The organism is Sphingobacterium sp. UME9 (assembly GCF_014170215.1).
GTDB classification, from domain to species: domain Bacteria; phylum Bacteroidota; class Bacteroidia; order Sphingobacteriales; family Sphingobacteriaceae; genus Sphingobacterium; species Sphingobacterium paramultivorum.
In genome coordinates this window covers 1,464,830-1,482,709 of sequence record NZ_LZZP01000013.1, presented here as the reverse complement: position 1 = coordinate 1,482,709, position 17,880 = coordinate 1,464,830, and the positions used below count along the sequence as shown (strand labels likewise).

The 17,880-nt window shown below is 38.2% G+C and carries 20 protein-coding genes; 9 read left to right on the top strand and 11 right to left on the bottom strand.

The features are described from left to right. The first annotated feature begins 191 nt into the window (after positions 1 to 191). Entirely contained in the window at positions 192 to 953 is a 762-nt protein-coding gene (gene map, locus A9970_RS25405; RefSeq protein WP_088162047.1) for a type I methionyl aminopeptidase, read from the top strand. Positions 954 to 1,509: 556 nt separating this feature from the next. After that, positions 1,510 to 2,361 (top strand): AraC family transcriptional regulator, encoded by an 852-nt coding sequence (locus A9970_RS25400; RefSeq protein ID WP_182984155.1) that lies wholly within the window; start codon positions 1,510 to 1,512, stop codon positions 2,359 to 2,361. 82 nt (positions 2,362 to 2,443) lie between these two features. On the opposite strand, the gene A9970_RS25395 is transcribed toward A9970_RS25400, so the two are convergent. Continuing rightward, positions 2,444 to 2,998 (bottom strand): cysteine hydrolase family protein, encoded by a 555-nt coding sequence (locus A9970_RS25395; protein WP_182984154.1) that lies wholly within the window; start codon positions 2,996 to 2,998, stop codon positions 2,444 to 2,446. Between the two features lie 221 nt (positions 2,999 to 3,219). Between A9970_RS25395 and A9970_RS25390 the strand changes: the two genes are divergently transcribed. Next, a complete protein-coding gene (locus A9970_RS25390) occupies positions 3,220 to 4,005 on the top strand; it encodes an alpha/beta fold hydrolase (RefSeq protein ID WP_182984153.1) in 786 nt (261 codons plus the stop codon). A gap of 75 nt (positions 4,006 to 4,080) precedes the next feature. Here A9970_RS25390 and A9970_RS25385 read toward each other — a convergent pair whose 3' ends face one another. The 6 genes from A9970_RS25385 to A9970_RS25360 form a co-directional block, all read right to left on the bottom strand. Continuing rightward, positions 4,081 to 5,379: a deoxyribodipyrimidine photo-lyase gene (locus A9970_RS25385; RefSeq protein WP_182984152.1), complete on the bottom strand. Its 1,299-nt coding sequence runs from the start codon at positions 5,377 to 5,379 to the stop codon at positions 4,081 to 4,083. A gap of 159 nt (positions 5,380 to 5,538) precedes the next feature. Further along, positions 5,539 to 6,594: an NAD(P)-dependent alcohol dehydrogenase gene (locus A9970_RS25380; protein ID WP_182984151.1), complete on the bottom strand. Its 1,056-nt coding sequence runs from the start codon at positions 6,592 to 6,594 to the stop codon at positions 5,539 to 5,541. Positions 6,595 to 6,836: 242 nt separating this feature from the next. Beyond that, a complete protein-coding gene (locus A9970_RS25375) occupies positions 6,837 to 7,067 on the bottom strand; it encodes a hypothetical protein (protein WP_046674596.1) in 231 nt (76 codons plus the stop codon). 7 nt (positions 7,068 to 7,074) lie between these two features. Then, positions 7,075 to 7,368, bottom strand: a complete 294-nt coding sequence (locus A9970_RS25370) for a hypothetical protein (RefSeq protein WP_153846723.1) — start codon at positions 7,366 to 7,368, stop codon at positions 7,075 to 7,077. 152 nt (positions 7,369 to 7,520) lie between these two features. Then, positions 7,521 to 8,108, bottom strand: coding sequence for a TetR/AcrR family transcriptional regulator (locus A9970_RS25365; RefSeq protein ID WP_182984150.1), 588 nt, complete (start codon positions 8,106 to 8,108; stop codon positions 7,521 to 7,523). Positions 8,109 to 8,357: 249 nt separating this feature from the next. Next, complete coding sequence (locus A9970_RS25360; RefSeq protein ID WP_182984149.1) at positions 8,358 to 9,161, bottom strand: helix-turn-helix transcriptional regulator; 804 nt, start codon at positions 9,159 to 9,161, stop codon at positions 8,358 to 8,360. A gap of 73 nt (positions 9,162 to 9,234) precedes the next feature. Between A9970_RS25360 and A9970_RS25355 the strand changes: the two genes are divergently transcribed. The 3 genes from A9970_RS25355 (at position 9,235) to A9970_RS25345 (ending at position 11,719) form a co-directional block, all read left to right on the top strand. After that, complete coding sequence (locus A9970_RS25355) at positions 9,235 to 10,290, top strand: SDR family oxidoreductase (protein WP_182984148.1); 1,056 nt, start codon at positions 9,235 to 9,237, stop codon at positions 10,288 to 10,290. 140 nt (positions 10,291 to 10,430) lie between these two features. Then, on the top strand, positions 10,431 to 11,114 hold the full coding sequence (locus tag A9970_RS25350) for a dihydrodipicolinate reductase C-terminal domain-containing protein (RefSeq protein ID WP_159730851.1): 684 nt from the start codon (positions 10,431 to 10,433) through the stop codon (positions 11,112 to 11,114). A 149-nt stretch (positions 11,115 to 11,263) separates the two neighbouring features. After that, entirely contained in the window at positions 11,264 to 11,719 is a 456-nt protein-coding gene (locus A9970_RS25345; protein WP_220801693.1) for a hypothetical protein, read from the top strand. A 136-nt stretch (positions 11,720 to 11,855) separates the two neighbouring features. Here the strand turns inward: A9970_RS25345 and A9970_RS25340 are convergent, their stop codons facing one another. Further along, positions 11,856 to 12,995, bottom strand: coding sequence for an acyltransferase (locus A9970_RS25340; RefSeq protein WP_182984146.1), 1,140 nt, complete (start codon positions 12,993 to 12,995; stop codon positions 11,856 to 11,858). A 105-nt stretch (positions 12,996 to 13,100) separates the two neighbouring features. Further along, positions 13,101 to 13,898, bottom strand: a complete 798-nt coding sequence (locus A9970_RS25335) for a hypothetical protein (protein ID WP_182984145.1) — start codon at positions 13,896 to 13,898, stop codon at positions 13,101 to 13,103. Between the two features lie 445 nt (positions 13,899 to 14,343). Between A9970_RS25335 and A9970_RS25330 the strand changes: the two genes are divergently transcribed. Both A9970_RS25330 and A9970_RS25325 read left to right on the top strand, forming a co-directional pair. Then, entirely contained in the window at positions 14,344 to 15,543 is a 1,200-nt protein-coding gene (locus A9970_RS25330) for a transglutaminase family protein (RefSeq protein ID WP_182984144.1), read from the top strand. A 75-nt stretch (positions 15,544 to 15,618) separates the two neighbouring features. Continuing rightward, a complete protein-coding gene (locus A9970_RS25325) occupies positions 15,619 to 16,071 on the top strand; it encodes a DUF1569 domain-containing protein (RefSeq protein ID WP_182984143.1) in 453 nt (150 codons plus the stop codon). Between the two features lie 60 nt (positions 16,072 to 16,131). Here A9970_RS25325 and A9970_RS25320 read toward each other — a convergent pair whose 3' ends face one another. Next, positions 16,132 to 16,578 (bottom strand): GNAT family N-acetyltransferase, encoded by a 447-nt coding sequence (locus tag A9970_RS25320; RefSeq protein ID WP_182984142.1) that lies wholly within the window; start codon positions 16,576 to 16,578, stop codon positions 16,132 to 16,134. 247 nt (positions 16,579 to 16,825) lie between these two features. Between A9970_RS25320 and A9970_RS25315 the strand changes: the two genes are divergently transcribed. After that, entirely contained in the window at positions 16,826 to 17,371 is a 546-nt protein-coding gene (locus tag A9970_RS25315; RefSeq protein WP_182984141.1) for a hypothetical protein, read from the top strand. A gap of 111 nt (positions 17,372 to 17,482) precedes the next feature. On the opposite strand, the gene A9970_RS25310 is transcribed toward A9970_RS25315, so the two are convergent. After that, positions 17,483 to 17,686 carry a hypothetical protein gene (locus tag A9970_RS25310; protein ID WP_182984140.1) on the bottom strand — a complete coding sequence of 68 codons (204 nt, stop codon included), beginning with the start codon at positions 17,684 to 17,686 and terminating at the stop codon, positions 17,483 to 17,485. Positions 17,687 to 17,880: the final 194 nt, after the last annotated feature.

Here is a 17,880-nt window from a genome sequence, read left to right as displayed (position 1 = left end):
CTTTTAATGCCCAAACACAGTATATTTACTTGTAATCGCAAGCAAATACCTATTTTATTCAAATTTATTAAGACCTTTGTACAGGTTTATTTCCGATTAAAACAAAATGACCTTTAATCATTTGTTCCCGGTAATTATAAATAACAAAATAAAAAACTGAGCTCACCTGCTCCACAATAAAAACATCAGCGATGTCTATAACGAATGAAACAGAGCTAACAGGCATACAAAAAGCGAGCGATGCCGTTGCCATCACCTTAAAAGCTATGATAGCACATGCTCAAGTGGGTATGTCCACGAAAGAGCTTGACGAATATGGAGCCGAAATATTAAAAAGCATGGGCGCAAATTCTGCTCCTGCTCTTACCTATGGTTTCCCAGGTTACACCTGTATCAGTATAAACAACGAGTTTTGCCACGGAATACCTACCGCGGAAAGGCTATTACAAGAAGGTGATTTGATCAATATCGATGTATCTGCCGAACTGGATGGGTATTGGGCTGATAATGGTTGTTCTTTTGTTATAGGAAAGGACATATTTCAACACGAAAAATTGGTAAAAGCATCAAAAGAAATTCTTCAAAAAGCAATCAATAATATTCGTGGTGGTGTGAAAATAGCCGATATTGGGCATCTAATAGAAACTGAAGCGAAAAAAAGAGGCTATAAAGTCATCAAGAACCTTGGCGGACATGGTGTAGGAAAAAGTCTGCATGAGGAACCCGATGAATTGCTTAACTATAAAAATCGCTTCGACCAACGAAGATTTCGAAAAAATACCGTTGTTGCTATTGAAACCTTTATTTCAACAACCTCCACATACGCGACCGAACTCAACGACGGCTGGACAATGGTTGGGGACAAAGGTGGATTCATGGCGCAACATGAACATACAATTCTCATTACCGATGGCGCTCCTGTTATATTAACGGCACAGAATGCAATTTACTAAGCAGGAATAACAAGACACCTATAGGTCTTTTCGAACAAGTTATTGAAAGCTATCGAAAAGACCTATTTTCTTTGCAACAAGACTTCAAGCTTGCGGTGGCGTACATAGTCCCTTCATCTCAGCAATAGAGGTTGTTATAAAAATTAAGGGGCCTCTCATAACGAGAAAACCCCCAAATAATATATTTTTATGGCTAAATAATTTTTGTCAATACCAAAGACTAATCTTACTGGATAAATGGCTACGGCAGTAAATGTAGCGTATTCTTCCCAACAAAAAAGTGATGAAAATCACTTTTACCAAAAATTTTATTCCCATTTTCAAAATTCAGCTTCTTTCTTAACATGCTCTCCAACGCATCTATTCTCCGTTAACTGTTTTGAAAACCACCAAATAATAGAAAGTATTTTTACCATCCAAACACTTCGCCTCCAATCCTTACTCCTTGCTTAGTTGCGGCAATAAACATAAGGGCTAAAGCGGTACGATAATATTTGTATTTAGGCTGGTGTAACGTATAAAGTTTAGTATTTTTGGTTCATTAAAGTAATTTAGATTGAGAACAATAAAATTCCATAAGGGTGAATGCGGTGTTGAGTTTTTGTTGAATGTCCTCAATGAAAAAGACACGGATTATACACATCAAGATACTTACCATAAAGATTTTTTTGAAATTCTATTTTTCAAAAAAGCCAAAGGCAGATTGATATTGGGGCAAGAGATTCTCTCCTTGTCCGACAATTCAATCATCTTTATTTCGGCTTTTCAAAAACATACCTGGGAACTGGATCCAGAACACCTTGAATTTACAACATTGATTTTTCAGGAAGACTTTTTGAATGATTTCTTTTCAGATAAACTATTCACATATAAACTATTATATTTCTACCAGCTTAGTTATGTGCCCCAAATTATAGCAGATGACACACATATGTCAAAATTCTGTGGTCTTCTCGCCGAAATTAAACTTGAACTTATCGAAACCCAAGCAGATAGCGCCCATATTATTCGTTCTTTACTTTATTACCTGTTGCAGACTTTAAACCGAAAATATGCCCGCTTGAATAAGCTGCCGAACCAAAAAGCGGAAAATAACTTCGCCTATCAATTTAAAGAACTTATGGAACAGTTCATTCGGGAGAAACAACGGGTAAACGAATATGCGACACTCATGGGAATAAGTAGGATTACGTTAAATCAGGCCGTTAAAGCACAGTTTAATACCACAGCGACACACCTACTTCGGCAGCGTTTGCTATTCGAGATTCAGGACCTTCTTATCCATTCTGACCATTCCGTTAATCAAATTGCTTTTGACCTTAACTTTTCGGAACCCAATCATTTAATGCGGTTTTTCAAAACTCAAACTGGAAAAACCATTGGTGCATTTATTCAGGAATTCAAATAAATATTGAATTACGTATACAAATTGACGTTATGAAAATCGGGCCATCCAGATCGACAACCACATGGCCCAACTTCCATTGAAATCAATGGAGTTCCAAGTACGTCTCAGTATCTTGAACCTGCGCATAAAAGAATGCCAATGCAGCGAGAAAGGCATGCTGAACCTCCAGTGCACCAACTACGGAGCCATTGATCTCAAGATCGCGCGTCGCACAGGCATCATCAATTACCGTACATGGAAAGCCCAAATCGACAGCAGCACGTACCGTGGCGTCAATACACATATGGGTCATCATGCCCACGACAACAAGTTCCTCGATCTTATTTCTGCGAAGGTAATCCAATAATTCTGTCTCTCTAAAGCTGTTGGGAAAATGTTTACGTATGACAAGCTCGTTTGGCATTGGACTTACGCTTTCATGAATTTCGGCAGCTCTTGTGCCATCAATAAAGAATGGCATTGCTTTGGGATCTGAAGAAATATGTTGAATATGAACCACAGGCAATTTTCTTCGCCTAAATTGGTCGATCACTCTTCTTGCATTTTTACTTGCCTTCAACGGATCGACAAGTTCCATTCCGCCATCTTCAAAATACTCATTTTGAATATCAATGACTATTAACGCGCTATTGCTCATCTATTTTATGAATTAAGTTTACACAAAATTAAGGTGGACATGGCGGCGATGAACTACCAATAAATCACCAAATACTACCATTTTGATAAGAGCGACAAGATGGGATCAACTAGGAAGTGATGTAAATGTTTTACATAATTTCGATCAAAAAATCACCAACAAAAGCTAACTTCGCTGCATATACAGATCACAGAGAGGTGATAATTGCAATAATAGATAGCATGGCATTGAAAGAATTACAACACAGCAAAATATATGGCGCAGATAACGGTGGCACTCCATTAATTGTTCTGCATGGGCTTTTTGGTATGGCAGACAACTGGGGATCCTTTGGTCGTAGTTTCGGAGAGAAAAGACAGGTACATTTACTCGATCTTCGTAATCACGGACGAAGTTTCCATAGTGAAGATATGTCGGTGGAAGTTATGGTAGAAGATCTGCTGGCCTATATAACATCCATTGGAGCAGATAAAGTCCTCCTATTGGGCCATTCTTTGGGCGGAAAAGTAGCGATGCAATTTGCTATTGATCATCCCGGAAAAATTGAAAAACTGATCATCGCTGATATAGCCCCCAAAGCTTATCCGCCACATCACGAGGATATCTTCGATGCGCTAACTGCTGTGGATATCACAACACTGGATAACAGGAAAGATGTACAAGTAAAGATTGAACACTATTTGAGTGATCCGGGAGTTATCCAATTTTTATTGAAAAATGTATATATCAGAGAAGATCGGAAATTAGATTGGCGCTTTAATCTGGATGTTTTAAAAAATAAATATACGGAGTTCATCACTGTCGGGGTAAAATCGGGAATATTCAACGGTCCCACATTATTTCTACCTGGAGAGAAATCAAGATATATATTACCTGAAGATAAAATTAAGATCAGGGAACAATTTCCAAATGCCGTGTTTAAAACAATTCCTAATGCCGGTCACTGGGTTCAAGCCGAAAATCCACAGGCATTTGACGCATCTGTAGCCGAGTTTTTAGATCAATAAAATTAGATACATTGAATGTCCGCTCCTACTTGTTGGCCCTTAAAACCACTCGTAAGGAGAAGACATTCAATACCATTATTTCAACGCCTTTGCGTAGGTCTTTATCGCACGATCACGGGCAAACTGATGGTCAACAATAGGCTTACAATAGTCTAAAGTGTCTAATTCAGGAACCCATTGTTTTATATATTCCTGATTTTTATCGAACTTCTCAGCCTGAAGCGTCGGATTAAAAACCCTAAAATACGGGGCTGCGTCACAACCACTGCCGGCGGCCCATTGCCAGTTACCATTGTTGGCCGACATGTCATAATCATTTAGTTTTTGTGCAAAGTAGGCCTCCCCCCATCTCCAGTCGATCAAAAGGTGCTTACAAAGAAAACTGGCTACGACCATTCGTACGCGATTGTGCATATAACCCGAACTATTCAATTGGCGCATACCCGCATCGACCATAGGATATCCGGTCTCTCCGTTGCACCATTGCTGGAATTCTACTTCGTCGTTGCGCCATTGTATGGCATCGTATTGCTTTCTAAAGGACTCCGTAACAACATGCGGATAGTGGTAGAGTATCTGCATAAAAAATTCACGCCAGATCAATTCAGACAACCAGGTCGCATTGTGTTTTAAAGCAAAAGTAACACATTGACGAACACTGATTGTTCCAAAACGAAGTGCAATCCCCAATTTAGTTGTGCCCATTAATGCCGGATAATCGCGGGTGGTATCATAGTTGTCAATAATCGCCGCATTCAGCTGTGGTTCTTCAAAAATAAGGTCTGTCTCTAGAAACCCTAAATTCACCAAAGAAATAATCTGCTGATGGTTTTGTTGAAAGAAAGATCCCGTTGTGTAGGTAGAGGAAAGATGGTCCTCAGGACGTAATTTCTCCCGCCATTTCTTTGCATACGGCGTATAAACCGTATAGGGTGTTCCATCATTCTTTAAAATATCTCCTTTATCGAAAATCACCTGATCTTTCACAGCTTTGAAGGGAATTCCCCTAGCTGTACAAAGCTCGAAAATTTCTTTGTCCCGACGAATTGCTTTCGGTTCATAATCCCGATTACAATAGATTCCCTGCACATCGAATTTTTCAATCAACTCCCTGTAGATAGCGATGGGTTTACCGTAGAACGTATTCAAAGTTGCACCACTTTCCCCGAGTAGGGTATTGATACGGGTTAAAGCCTGATGGATGTAATGAAGACGTCGATCCCTCCTATCCTCCAATTGCTTCAAAATTTCTTCGTCAAATATGAATATAGGTAATACAGGATAGCCCGAAGCTAAGGCGCGAGTAAGCCCAGCATTATCATCCAGACGTAAATCCCGACGAAACCAAAATACAATAATTTTATCTTTTTCCATAAAAACGACCAATAGTTGAATTCACTACCCCATATTAACAATTTTAAAGGGTAAAAGGTTAGCTCAATAATTAGGTGAAAATACCTATATAAACAAACTGAACCATCAAAGGTACTCGAAATTCCCCTTGATGGTTCAGCATTGAATAATTTTTTCGTACTAGTTTTTCAAACTCGCCATGTCAATAACAAACCTGTATTTAACATCGCTTTTCAATAGTCTATCATAGGCATGATTGATATCCTGCATTTTAATCAGCTCTATATCGGATATAATATTGTGTTTACCACAAAAATCAAGCATCTCCTGTGTTTCGGCTATCCCTCCGATCATAGAACCTGAAAAACTCTTACGTGTTGGAATCAGACTAAAAGGAGCCACAGGAAGTGGATGCTCCGGAGCACCAACGAGAGTCAAAGAACCATCTCGTTTCAATAAACTTAAATAGGCATTGATGTCATGTTGTGCCGAAACACAGTCCAAAATGAAATGTAATGTTCCTGCATGTTCCTTCATTTGTTCCACATCAGTTGACAAGATCACTTCGTCAGCACCCAAACGTTTGGCGTCATCAACTTTAGAAGCAGACGTTGTAATAACAACGACGTGCGCTCCCATTGCTTTTGCGACTTTGACTCCCATGTGTCCCAAGCCACCGATACCCACTATACCAACTTTTTTTCCGGGTCCCACATTCCAATGCCTCAAAGGTGAATAAGTGGTAATTCCAGCACATAATAAAGGTGCTGTCGCTGCGAGATCCAAATTTTCAGGAATGTGGAGCACAAAATCCTGATCTACTACAACACGTTCAGAATAACCACCAAATGTCTGTTTATTAAGGTGCTTATCGTGTCCGTTGTATGTTTGGATATTTCCATTTTCACAATATTGTTCCAATCCTTCCTTACAACTTTCACATTCGCGACAACTATCGACCATACAGCCTACACCGGCCAAATCGCCAACTTTAAACTTGGTTACAGCGGATCCAACTTTAGTAATTCGACCCACAATTTCATGACCGGGTACATTCGGATAAACGGTTCCGCCCCATTCATTTCGCGCTGTATGTAAATCCGAATGGCAAACTCCACAAAATAAGATATCAATCTCGACATCTTTATCCGTCACTTCACGGCGTTCAATATCCATCTGTTTTAGATCAGCCGTTGGTGCGCTTGTTCCAAAAGCTCTAATTGAAAATGTACTCATACTTGATAAAATTGTTGTTTTCTGTTTTAAATAAATGCATAAAATTCCCATGATACAACACAGATTCCATCCGCACGATAAAATTAACCAATGGATGTGAAAAATGTTTTGAAGGAACGATATCAAAAGTAAAAAGTAACTTTCAGAATGATTTTGTTATAAAGCTCAAATTCACATTTCTTTACGGCTCATCGCATCATGCCTGAACATCTCTAATAGGCTAGCTTTGTAAAGCGGACAGACTAATCAGTATCCTCGACTTGCACAAATTGCATTGCCAAGCCCTGTTTCTGGCATATATTCAGAATAGAAAATTCCAGTCGGGTACTAATCCGCAGAACAAGCAAAAATTGCTGGTCATCCAACAATAAATCAATATTTTTTATCTCCGGGAAACTCTGATAGAGAAAATGATAAATCTCGCTCGCTTTCCACTTCAGCTTACGAGATAAAGAATAAACAACTTTATACATATTTAGATTATTTCAAAATTTTAACGGCAATTTGTTGTAATTGGTGGTTCAAAAAACGCATCTGTTTCAGTTCCTCAAAATCACGGGCTAGTCGAACCTTTTTATTTTCATTTTCCAATGCAAGAGCTAGGCTATCCAAGCGCTCCACATCGTTATGTATCAGTAAATAACAGTCAATATCTGGATCCAACACCCCCATCATTTCAGGACGGATCGTTTCCTCTGTCTCCACCATGACCAAAACGCATCTTTCTGATGCAAAGCTATCTACCGACTTTCCTACTTTCGCATTTAACACCATAGTTGTAATCCTGTTTATTGTCTGTATAAAAAGAATCGATCAATCAAAATAGACATATTTTGTATTTTTGTCGAAACCAGTTTCAAAAAAAAGAACAATAAATCTACATCCTTACTGTTCACAATAATTACTTCGCGCTACACTCCGAATTGCTAGCGTAGTCCCTTAACACATATACTTGTCAACCAGGAAAGCCTAGCTTCAAAATCTGGAAAACGATCAAAAAGTAAAACTTCCTGCTCAAAACAACGTGATGTTGTCACTAACATTTCGGATAAAAACAGGATATCCTTTTCGTCTAAGGCCTGAATTTCTTTTTTACCAACGGCTAATTCAATCATTTCACGAATCAACTTAATCTCGTCGTCCAGCATATAACGTGTTTTCGAAACCATCAAGGCTGGATCGGATTTCATATCTTCGAATGCGAGATGAAAACGTTTCGTAATTAAATTAATCTGACGTAGTTTTGCTTGTAAAAAACCAACTAAATTATCTTCCAGTGAAGAATCCCTGTTATAAGTTCTACTCGCGACCTCAAACACTTGCTGACATAGATACTCCGCAATCGCATCAAAGACATCCATTTTACTGGTAAAATAGTAATATAACGTGCTCCGACCCTTTCCACAAGCTTTTGAAATATCCTGCATAGAAACCCTTGCAAATCCATATGTTTCAAACACTTTCATGGATGATAAGATAATTTCCTCTTTAATATTTTCCTGTTGACCTGTCATTACTCGACAAATCTACAAAAAATGTCGAAAAATCAACTCCCCAAGCCAAATTTTTTTGCAAGGCGTTATAGGCGCCATTTTCCTAATCCAGCAATAGAATTTGCTCCACAGGTTCAATTTTATTCATTTCTGTAGGGTTAGGTGGTAAGAGGTTCATACCGTTTCTCCATATTTTTATTGCATTTTTATCTTCTACGGGATAAATATTATAGATTAAATTTGATTTCAATGCTTTTCGATGGAAATGGGCTACGTTTTATGTATAATCTTAGTCAGGTGACTTACATCGGTCAGCCCAAATTCAGCAGCAATTTCCTTTAAGGTAACTCTTCCTACTGCTATTCGTTGACGTATCAAGGTACTGCGGTAGTTTTGAATATAGTCCCGTAAGGTAATCCCTGCCTGACGTTTAAAGTAAATACCAAGATAATCGTTGGCAATATTAAAGTGCTCCGCCATCATTTGTATCCGCAGACAGTTGGGATCGTAAATATTTTTATGAATATAGCAAAACATAGCCTGCAGATCACGACTTTTACTACTACTACTACGCAATTCAGGCATATTTCGCTGCAGAACATGTGTAATGCTGAATAATTGCAACCAAATAAGCTCCTGATTTCCGATTTGATCTTTCTTAAATAAAAGGAGTATATCAAAGATCTGTTCTATCACCAGCTTATCTTCCCCCGCTAATTGAAACCCCATCTGATGAGTTTCTCTACTTTTTATGATATATTCCAGCTGTTGTATTGCGGGCGTAGCACCCGAAGTGTCACGACCAAGGTAGGCGTCGGTAAATTTAAGATAAACAAAATGTGTGAGTTGTTCGATTTCAAAATAATGCTGATCATCTGGCCCAAGTAGAAAGATCGTTCCAGCCTCGTATGGAAATGAATGTCCATTAACGATATGTCGTCCGACACCCTCCCGAATAAAAATAAACTCGTAATGATTGTGATTGTGTTCGGGATGGTTCCATTCGAGCATCTTAAATCCTGAAATAAGCACCGGTTCAAACTGACGATAACGTTTCATTTCAGAAATATACATAATTATGTTGGATTTTTACATTAAACCCCACTAGGCTTCTAACTAACTTTGGCTTTATAAATAATAGAAAAAGATGAAGACTAGTAAAAACACCGCTTTAGTTGTGGGCGCCAATGGCGTCATAGGCAACAATCTCATAGACTACCTTGAAAAAACGGAAGAATGGGAAATTATAGGTTTATCACGACGAACAAATGCCGATCGGAATAAGATTCGTTTTATCGCTGTAGATTTATTAGATATAGCCGATTGTATCAAAAAACTAGGCAACTTGGATGCAGTTACTCATATTTACTATGTTGCATATCAGGATAGACCGACCTGGGCTGAGCTGGTAGAGCCCAATATGAGAATGCTAAGCAATGTTTTGACTGTGGTGGAACCAATAGCAAGTAATCTTCAACACATCAGCTTAATGCAGGGGTATAAAGTATACGGTGCTCATTTGGGCCCTTTCAAGACACCGGCCAAAGAATCAGATGCCGGACATATGCCGCCTGAATTCAATACCAGCCAACAGCAATACCTCGAACAACTGCAAAAAGGTAAGAAATGGACTTGGTCAGCGATCCGTCCCTCAGTTGTTGGTGGAACGGCTCCCAATAATCCGATGAATCTAGCGTTGCTCATTGCTGTATATGCTTCTATCTCAAAAGAACTCGGTATTCCGCTTCGGTTTCCAGGAAAAATTGGCGCTTTTCAGACGTTGATGGAAATGACCGATTCAACACTATTAGCCAAAGCAACGGTATGGGCCTCGACCAATCCACAAGCGACCAATCAAGCCTTCAACATTAACAATGGAGATCTCTTCCGCTGGAAGGAGCTATGGCCTAAATTAGCGGCCTATTTTGGTATGCAAAGTGCTGACCCGATCCCGCTATCGCTCGAAACAATGATGGCAGATAAGGAGCCTGTATGGCAAAAATTAAAAGAAGAGCATGCATTAAGCTATAACTATGCGCAGGTTTCAGCTTGGCCTTTTGGCGACTTTGTCTTTTCTTGGGATTATGATTTTTTTGCCGATGGCACAAAGGCAAGACGGCTCGGTTTCCATGAATTTATCGATACTGAACAAATGTTTTATCAGCTCTTTGACGAAATGCGTGAAAAAAGAATAATTCCATAATAGCAAAGACTAAATTTTACCGTCTATTTTTGTAACTTACCTAGCTCAAGCACAACCTTTACTTCATTACAAATTCATCCGGCATCATTTTATCGACTCATGGTCAAAAGGATAGCGGATATTTTGATAAAACAAGCAATATGAATACAAAAAAAGCCTTTGTAGTAGGATCAGGAAAACTGGCAAACGCAATACTGGAAGCAGATTATTCCATTCCCAATGTAGAAATTTCACCTTGGCAACCATCCATTACAACGACATCTCCATCTATTGTTATACATGCCGGATCGGGCCGGGAGTTACAAGATTGTCTTGATTTTTGCGCACGTACGGGTTCAGTATTAATTGAACTGTCGACGGGCCTAGAGACCGAAAAGCTCGAGACTGCTTTTCCACTTGTCATTTGCCCGAATACCTCCATACTTTTGCTAAAAACGCTCCATATGCTTCAACAATTTGGACATAATTTCAAAGACTATGAAATATCTATTATAGAGTCTCATCAGGCCTCCAAGAATACTGAACCAGGTACAGCTTATCATATCGCCAACTCTTTACAGGTCGCTCATGAGCGTGTTGTCTCTATTCGCGATGCGAAAACGCAGGCTTATAAAATCAATATTCCCGTTGCCTACTTAGAAAAGCATGCCTACCATCAGATTGTGATCAAAGATAAAAATGATGAAATTAAAATTGAGACCAAGGTCCTCGGACATGATTCTTATTCAAATGGTGTCAAAAAAATCCTTGAAGCATGTGTCAAGAATAAATTGGACAATAGAAGGCATACTGTGTTGGATTTGGTAGCTATGGGGCTACTTTAGTTAAAACTTTCAATTTAGAAAGTAGGTTTCTATAAGAGGAGTAAAAGAAAATCCATTTGGTTTTCTTCGAAGCCACAACAATTTATAAAATGGGATTTGGGGCCAATTTTTTCATTGTTTTTATTTTTCTACCACTGCTGGTAATTTTAATGTTATGCGGAATTTTCACAGAAAGACGCTTCTTTGGTTACGCAATTTTATCTCTCATCGGTGGCGCAATTCTACTTTTTTCTTTGTCTCAACTTTTTCAATGGATCGCTAGCCCAAAAATCTTAAAAAAAGAAGATTATTATGGGACTTATCATATAAAACGTGACATATTCCCAGGAAAACAAACTGACTGGCAATACGATAGGTACAATTTTGTCATAAAGGATAACGATTCGATTTATTTCAACGTCGTAAGTGCAGGTAAAGTATCCAAAGTTTACAAGGGCAAGATCGAAACAGTTAGTCCTTATGAATCCGCACGCTTAAAGTTGTGGATGGACTCTCCCACTCATCATATTCTTGCGTCAGATCCAACGGTGTACCGAAGTCCTTTAGGCTTCTATTTGGTATTTTATTCGTCGAAATATAACAACGTTTTTTTTGAAAAAGACTGACATTCAAGCGTTATTTAACATGACAAGATATTTTCTCTATGTACAGGTCACTGCTCTACGTAATATGCATAAAAAAAACACCATAAATTGGTGTTTTTTTTATTTTATAATAAATATAGGATTAGTTTGCCGGCTGCTATTTCCCTTTTGATCTTAGCAATCGTTTTGACAAATATCGCCGTACGGGTATATCGTATAACTTCAAACAGCCGTATGCAAGCACAATACTTCCGATCACAACAGCTGCTGCTCCAGGCAGAGATTCTTCAAAACTCAGATTTTCATTCTTGACCCAAGCATAGTATAGATAAATAAAGGGATAATGTACCATATATAAAGGATAGGATATATCGCCTAAAAACTTGCAAAGCCAACTTGTAATACCGCTTTCTCCCTTGCCAGATGCTCCTAAAATAACAAGCAAAGGGAAAACAACAGCACAACATAACGTGTCGTACAGACCATTCATCCATAAATGCTCGGCCCCACCAATGCGTGGCATGGCCAAAAGTGGCACTAAGATTAAACTACAAATCCAAAATGCTCCCTTGATCTGTAAAGATTTAAATATCCTCGATAGAAATAGACCCGCTGTAAAAGAAAATAAAAGTCGAAGTGAACCTGCCGTAAATTCTGTTCCTGTGAGTGAAAAACCGGCACAGATATCTCCCAAGGGTCCCAATATCGCAAATGCAGCCAAACCTATTCCGAATAAAATAACGAGTCCGGCTAACGCTTTGGTCGAAAATCTTCGAATGACCAATGCATACAGGATATTACCGATGTATTCAAAAAACAACGACCAGCTTGGTCCATTTAATGGAAACATCTCCCCAAGCCCTCTCACCTCATGCCCCGGAATCGCAGGAATTAACAAGGCATTCAATAGGGTCGCGATTGCCAGCGAAGAAAATGTCACTTTGGTCACATCCCAAACAGAACAACCCTGAAAATAGAACATAACCGCTCCAATGATCGCTCCCATAACAACCATCGGATGTAAACGTATTATTCTTCGTTTGATAAATTCTTTTGTTGTCATCGTCTTCCAGCGATCATCATAAGCATAGCCCACAACAAACCCTGAAAGCATAAAGAAAAAGTCGACCGCCAAATAACCATGATTAATTCGCTGATCTAAATGGCTTGTTGCAAAGGCTTCAAAAATATGAAAGCAAACCACGGTAATAGCTGCGACCCCACGTAACCCATCAAGTACAGCATAGTGTGGTTTGGTATCTGCATAAGCGGAAGTCGGTATTTGAGTATCTGACATAAAAATAAAACGATTTGATTGATTTTTTTACAAGGAAGTAAATATAAACAAATTCGCTTATGCAGGTTTGTAACAAGTTTGACGGTTACCAATTATCTACATCTGTCATTTGATAATGGGAATATAATCCGGTAAGTAAACCTGCTCTTTTTGCATATTTTGGATGTAAATTTTAGAATAAATTTCCAAACGGATATCGGTGATGTCTGTAGTCGTCGGCTTGTCGTCTTCATCTTCTCCAAACGAAAAAATCTGTTCTTCCCTTCTATTTTTTTTATGTAAAAAATAGTAAAAGTCTTTATTTTCCCAACCTTTTATACCACTTCCCGCATCATCTTGAAGCTTCAATTTTGTAAACGTCTTCTGTAGATAGTTGTAAATATTTTGAAAATCATCCTTATTTTTTGAAGTCTTCATTGCATATAGATAAGCAAATTCACCATTTTTATCCTCTGCCACAGTCAAGGCTGGAAAAGAAACTCCGTTTAATATCGCTATGGTATCCTTTTCTTCATTGTATGAAACAGTTGTATAACGATAACCGAAATCTTTAACTGGCTTTAATTTCCGTGTTCCCCAAGCTGCGGTAGACTCGATATAAAATAACGTTGGCAGACTCCCTTCTGAATTAAAAATAGCAAGCGTATCCTTTTTAAATATGGCGGTTTCAAAGACTTCTTTCAACTCTTTCTTATCCATACTTTTAACGTCCGCATGCATCAACTCTTCACTCCTTTTTATTTTGGGGCCATAAAATTTGGATGCATTAAAGGTCCTATCCAATTTTTCAAGTATCACCCGATCCGGATTTTGCGATTGACAGGAATACAGCATACCAGATAAAAGGATCAGACAGCATACACTATAATATAGAAAATGAAACGGCTTCATCGGAATTGTCATTCAAATTATTTTTTGGGTTATGATCTTTACTTCGACGTAAAGATCTTCAAACTAAAATAAATTTGTATTCATTTGCAAATGAAATTGTGCGGGATTAATACCTTTTGACTTTTTAGAAGTGCAGCGCAATCCAAAAGTACATCGTCGTACTTCGTTCGCATTGAGTCCACGTTGAGTCCACCTTAATAAAGGGCTGTCACTCCAAGAGAATGTCGGATTCATCTCGGATTCACAGGGACTGTGATACGGCTCTGTCCCAATGCAGGTAGCTATCGGGCTAGAACAGAGGCTCACGGGCTGTCAAAGAAGAAATTATGTAAATTGGGCTTCTAAGTTACGAGTCAGACTATAAATCGTATTTTTGCATATAAAAATCAATTTATCTATGTTTGAAATATACAAATTGTGTTAATTTAAATAGATAAAGAACAAGCAAGCGTATATTATGTTTAAAAAGGTATTTTCTTTAGTTTTCTGCTGTTTATCTACAGCCATTTTTTTCAAAGCATCTGCACAAGATTTCAAGCTTTCCTCTTTACCAAGTCAGTATCAAAAACCAGTCAAAAATGCACTAAAAGCTGCCGGCACGAATCGTAATGAATTGGAAAAAGTACTAGAGAAACTGCCCAAAGAAATGCGTGAAGGCGCGGCTTTTCTCATAGCTTATATGCCTAAGAATGATTTGACGACGATTAAGAGTGATCATCTTATCCATAATATTGAAAAGGCTTACCAGGCAAGATCAACATTTTCCTGGGCTAAGGAAATTCCAGATTCTATTTTTCTAAATGAGGTATTGCCCTATCGTGTATTTTCTGAAGATCTAGACGACTGGCGTGGTGATTTCTACGATCGTTTCTCAAAATATGTAACAAATAGCAAAACGATGAAAGATGCCATTGTAGCCATAAATAAGAATATCAGAGATGAAGTAAAAGTCGATTACAATACCCAACGAAAAAAAGCAGATCAAAATCCATCTGAATCGATAAGCCAAGGGATGGCATCTTGTACCGGATTATCCATTTTACTGATCGATGCATTGCGATCAGTAGGTATACCGGCCCGGATTGCAGGTACACCAAACTGGCATGACAATCGTGGTAACCACAGTTGGGTCGAGGTATGGATTAATGGTAAATGGTATTTTACTGAATATTATCCGGACAAAGACCTAAATTACAGCTGGTTTTTGGCCGACGCAGGGAAAGCCGATCCGAATAGCAAGGAACATTCCATTTATGCGGCTTCCTACAAACCGGCAGCTACCTCATTCCCAGCATGGAGCGAAACAGAAGTATATGCAGATAATGTTTCCCAGCGCTATATTGATCTATTCAATCAGCAATATAGCCAACAATTGAACGACAAATCTTACACCCGTCTAAACGTAACCATGTATCTCAGTAACGATCAATGTCAACCGGAAGGCAGAACAAAATGCAATGTGGATATCTTTCAAGGAAATGATCAAATTGGCGGTGGTTCGACCGCAAATAAACTGCAGGATGCAAATGACTATTTAACATTTATCGTGAAAAAAAATCAGTCTTATACCTTGAGGTACAGCAATAAAAATGGGCCTACCGAAAAGAAAGTAACTGTAAAAGATGAGCCTTTAAATGTGATATTATACTTCAATTAATATAGAATATTATTTCGTACGTTATCATCCCCAATCAAAGTTCCAGCAACCTGAAAACCAATTAGCATTTAAATTATGAAAAATATTTTTGACAAAACAGTGAGTGATGAAGTGATAGCACGGATTCAAAATCTTAATCCAGACAGCAGTGCCCAATGGGGTAAAATGACTGTCGATCAAATGTTAGCCCACTGCAATGTGACCTATGAATTAATCTATGAAGACAAGCATCCTAAGCCTACTGGATTAAAGAAACTACTACTAAAATGGTTTGTAAAGAATCTGGTGGTCAATGAAAAACCTTATAAGAGAAATAACCCTACTGCTACAGAGTTTCTGGTAACATCCAGACGTGATTTCGAGATCGAGCAACGTAGGTTAATCGATTACATTAAAAAAACGCTGGAATTGGGCGAAAACTATTTTGATGGGAAGGAGTCCCATTCTTTCGGCAAGCTTAAAAGCTGGGAGTGGAACAACATGTTTTATAAACACCTGGATCATCATTTGACACAATTTGCCGTCTAATTAATCTCAGTTGCCAACTGGATCGCCAGACGCAGAAGTGCCCTGACGATCCAGTTAAGGTTATCGCCACCAATGATAATAGTTATGCATGCCGTCGTATTCAAATCCACACCTCGGATAAAGACTATTACCGATAACATTTGTTTTCTCGGTCTCAAGCATCAGACCACAAGCTCCAGTCTCGTCACACCAGACTTTACTACGATCTATAAGCCGAACCGAAAGACCTTTACTCCGGTGATCAGGATGCACAAATAGATCACTCAACAACCACTGTCGCTGCAATTTAGTATAATGAAACAATTTATAAAGCTGAACAAAACCAACAGCTTGTTCGCCCTGAATTGCCAAAAAGATTTCTGACTCTCCGCACAAAAATCGGTCCCTCAAAAATTCTTTGGCTTTTTCCAAATCCGATTCCTGTCTGTAGAAAATCCGATAAAGATTGAATAACGCTGCTGCTTGATCAAGATCCTCAAGACTTGCCTTTCTAATGTTATAATTCATTTCATTAAATAGTTTGATTTATAGTGCAAATGTATCGCAACTCTTTCGTATCGACCTCATCCAGATAGCAGATGTACAGTGGTCCAATCTTCCGTAACACAGATTTCGATGCGACCAATAAACAAGTTCATAATAATTTCAAAAACAGACTTCATACCTTTATAACAATAGTTGTCGAATTATAAATGCTTCTGAACGAATTGTAAGTCTTCTGTACAGTCAATTTATAAGGTCCCTATATTTAGATATGAAAAGGAGAAAATTAGCAGCCACAGACAGTGAAACCTTTATTAATTATTACCTACCCAATTGGCGATCCATTATCATCAGTAATATCTTGATTTTAATGGGGATCTCTACATGTTTCATCGGTTTTCATCCGAATGATTCATTTAAAGAGAATTTCAGTGCCATGGTACTTGACTTTAAAGATGTATTTCGCTTTTTAGTCTCATTATTTATGCTGTTACTCCATTTATCTTTTATTATCGGCGGCTGCCTTCTTCTAAAGAGCAGCAGGAAGATCATCCGAGCCCGAACAGATAAAAAAGGATTGTATTTTAAACGGATTAAAAAGAAGACCGTGAGTATGTGGGCTTTAGCAGATTTGGATGCGCTGGTATTCGTGCCCTACATTCAAATTGTTAATATCCGTATTATTGAAAGCAATTGGTTGGGTCCTAGACTTGAGCTTGAGACTTTTCAAGGTAAAGAAATCCTTACCATGTTGAACGTATTAAGCCGAAAACAAAAAGAGCAAATTTGCCAAACCGTGAAAGAATATGGTATTTAATGGAGATATGGTCTACCCTCCCCTGTTTAAACAAGTAAAGTTTACTAAAATCAGAAAAAACTGATTCTAGTAAACTTTTACTTTGAATTACTTATTCCTATAATTTTATAATCAATCGTTGAGTAACAATTGATCAACATATTCTCTGATCTCTTGGGGTAACATAAGATAAACCGAGGTTTTCAGATTTGCTTTACTTGGTTCCCCATCGATGAAAATATTCTTAAATCCATCATTGAGCCATTTTCCCTCATCCTCTAGATATCCACGATATTTGCTGTCTAAATTTTCAATAATACTATTGTTGTTTCCCATGTTTTCCGTCATTTATTCTATGTAATCTGCATCTAAAATATTCGACAGGGGAACATCAACATTGGTGCCACACCTCCTTAAAATTTTAAAATTCATCTGTCGGAAGGCATATTTTAAGTTTTCTTAACATTTACCTATTCTACCAACACAAAACTACTATACATTAATTATCAACACATTACAATAAAACAAAA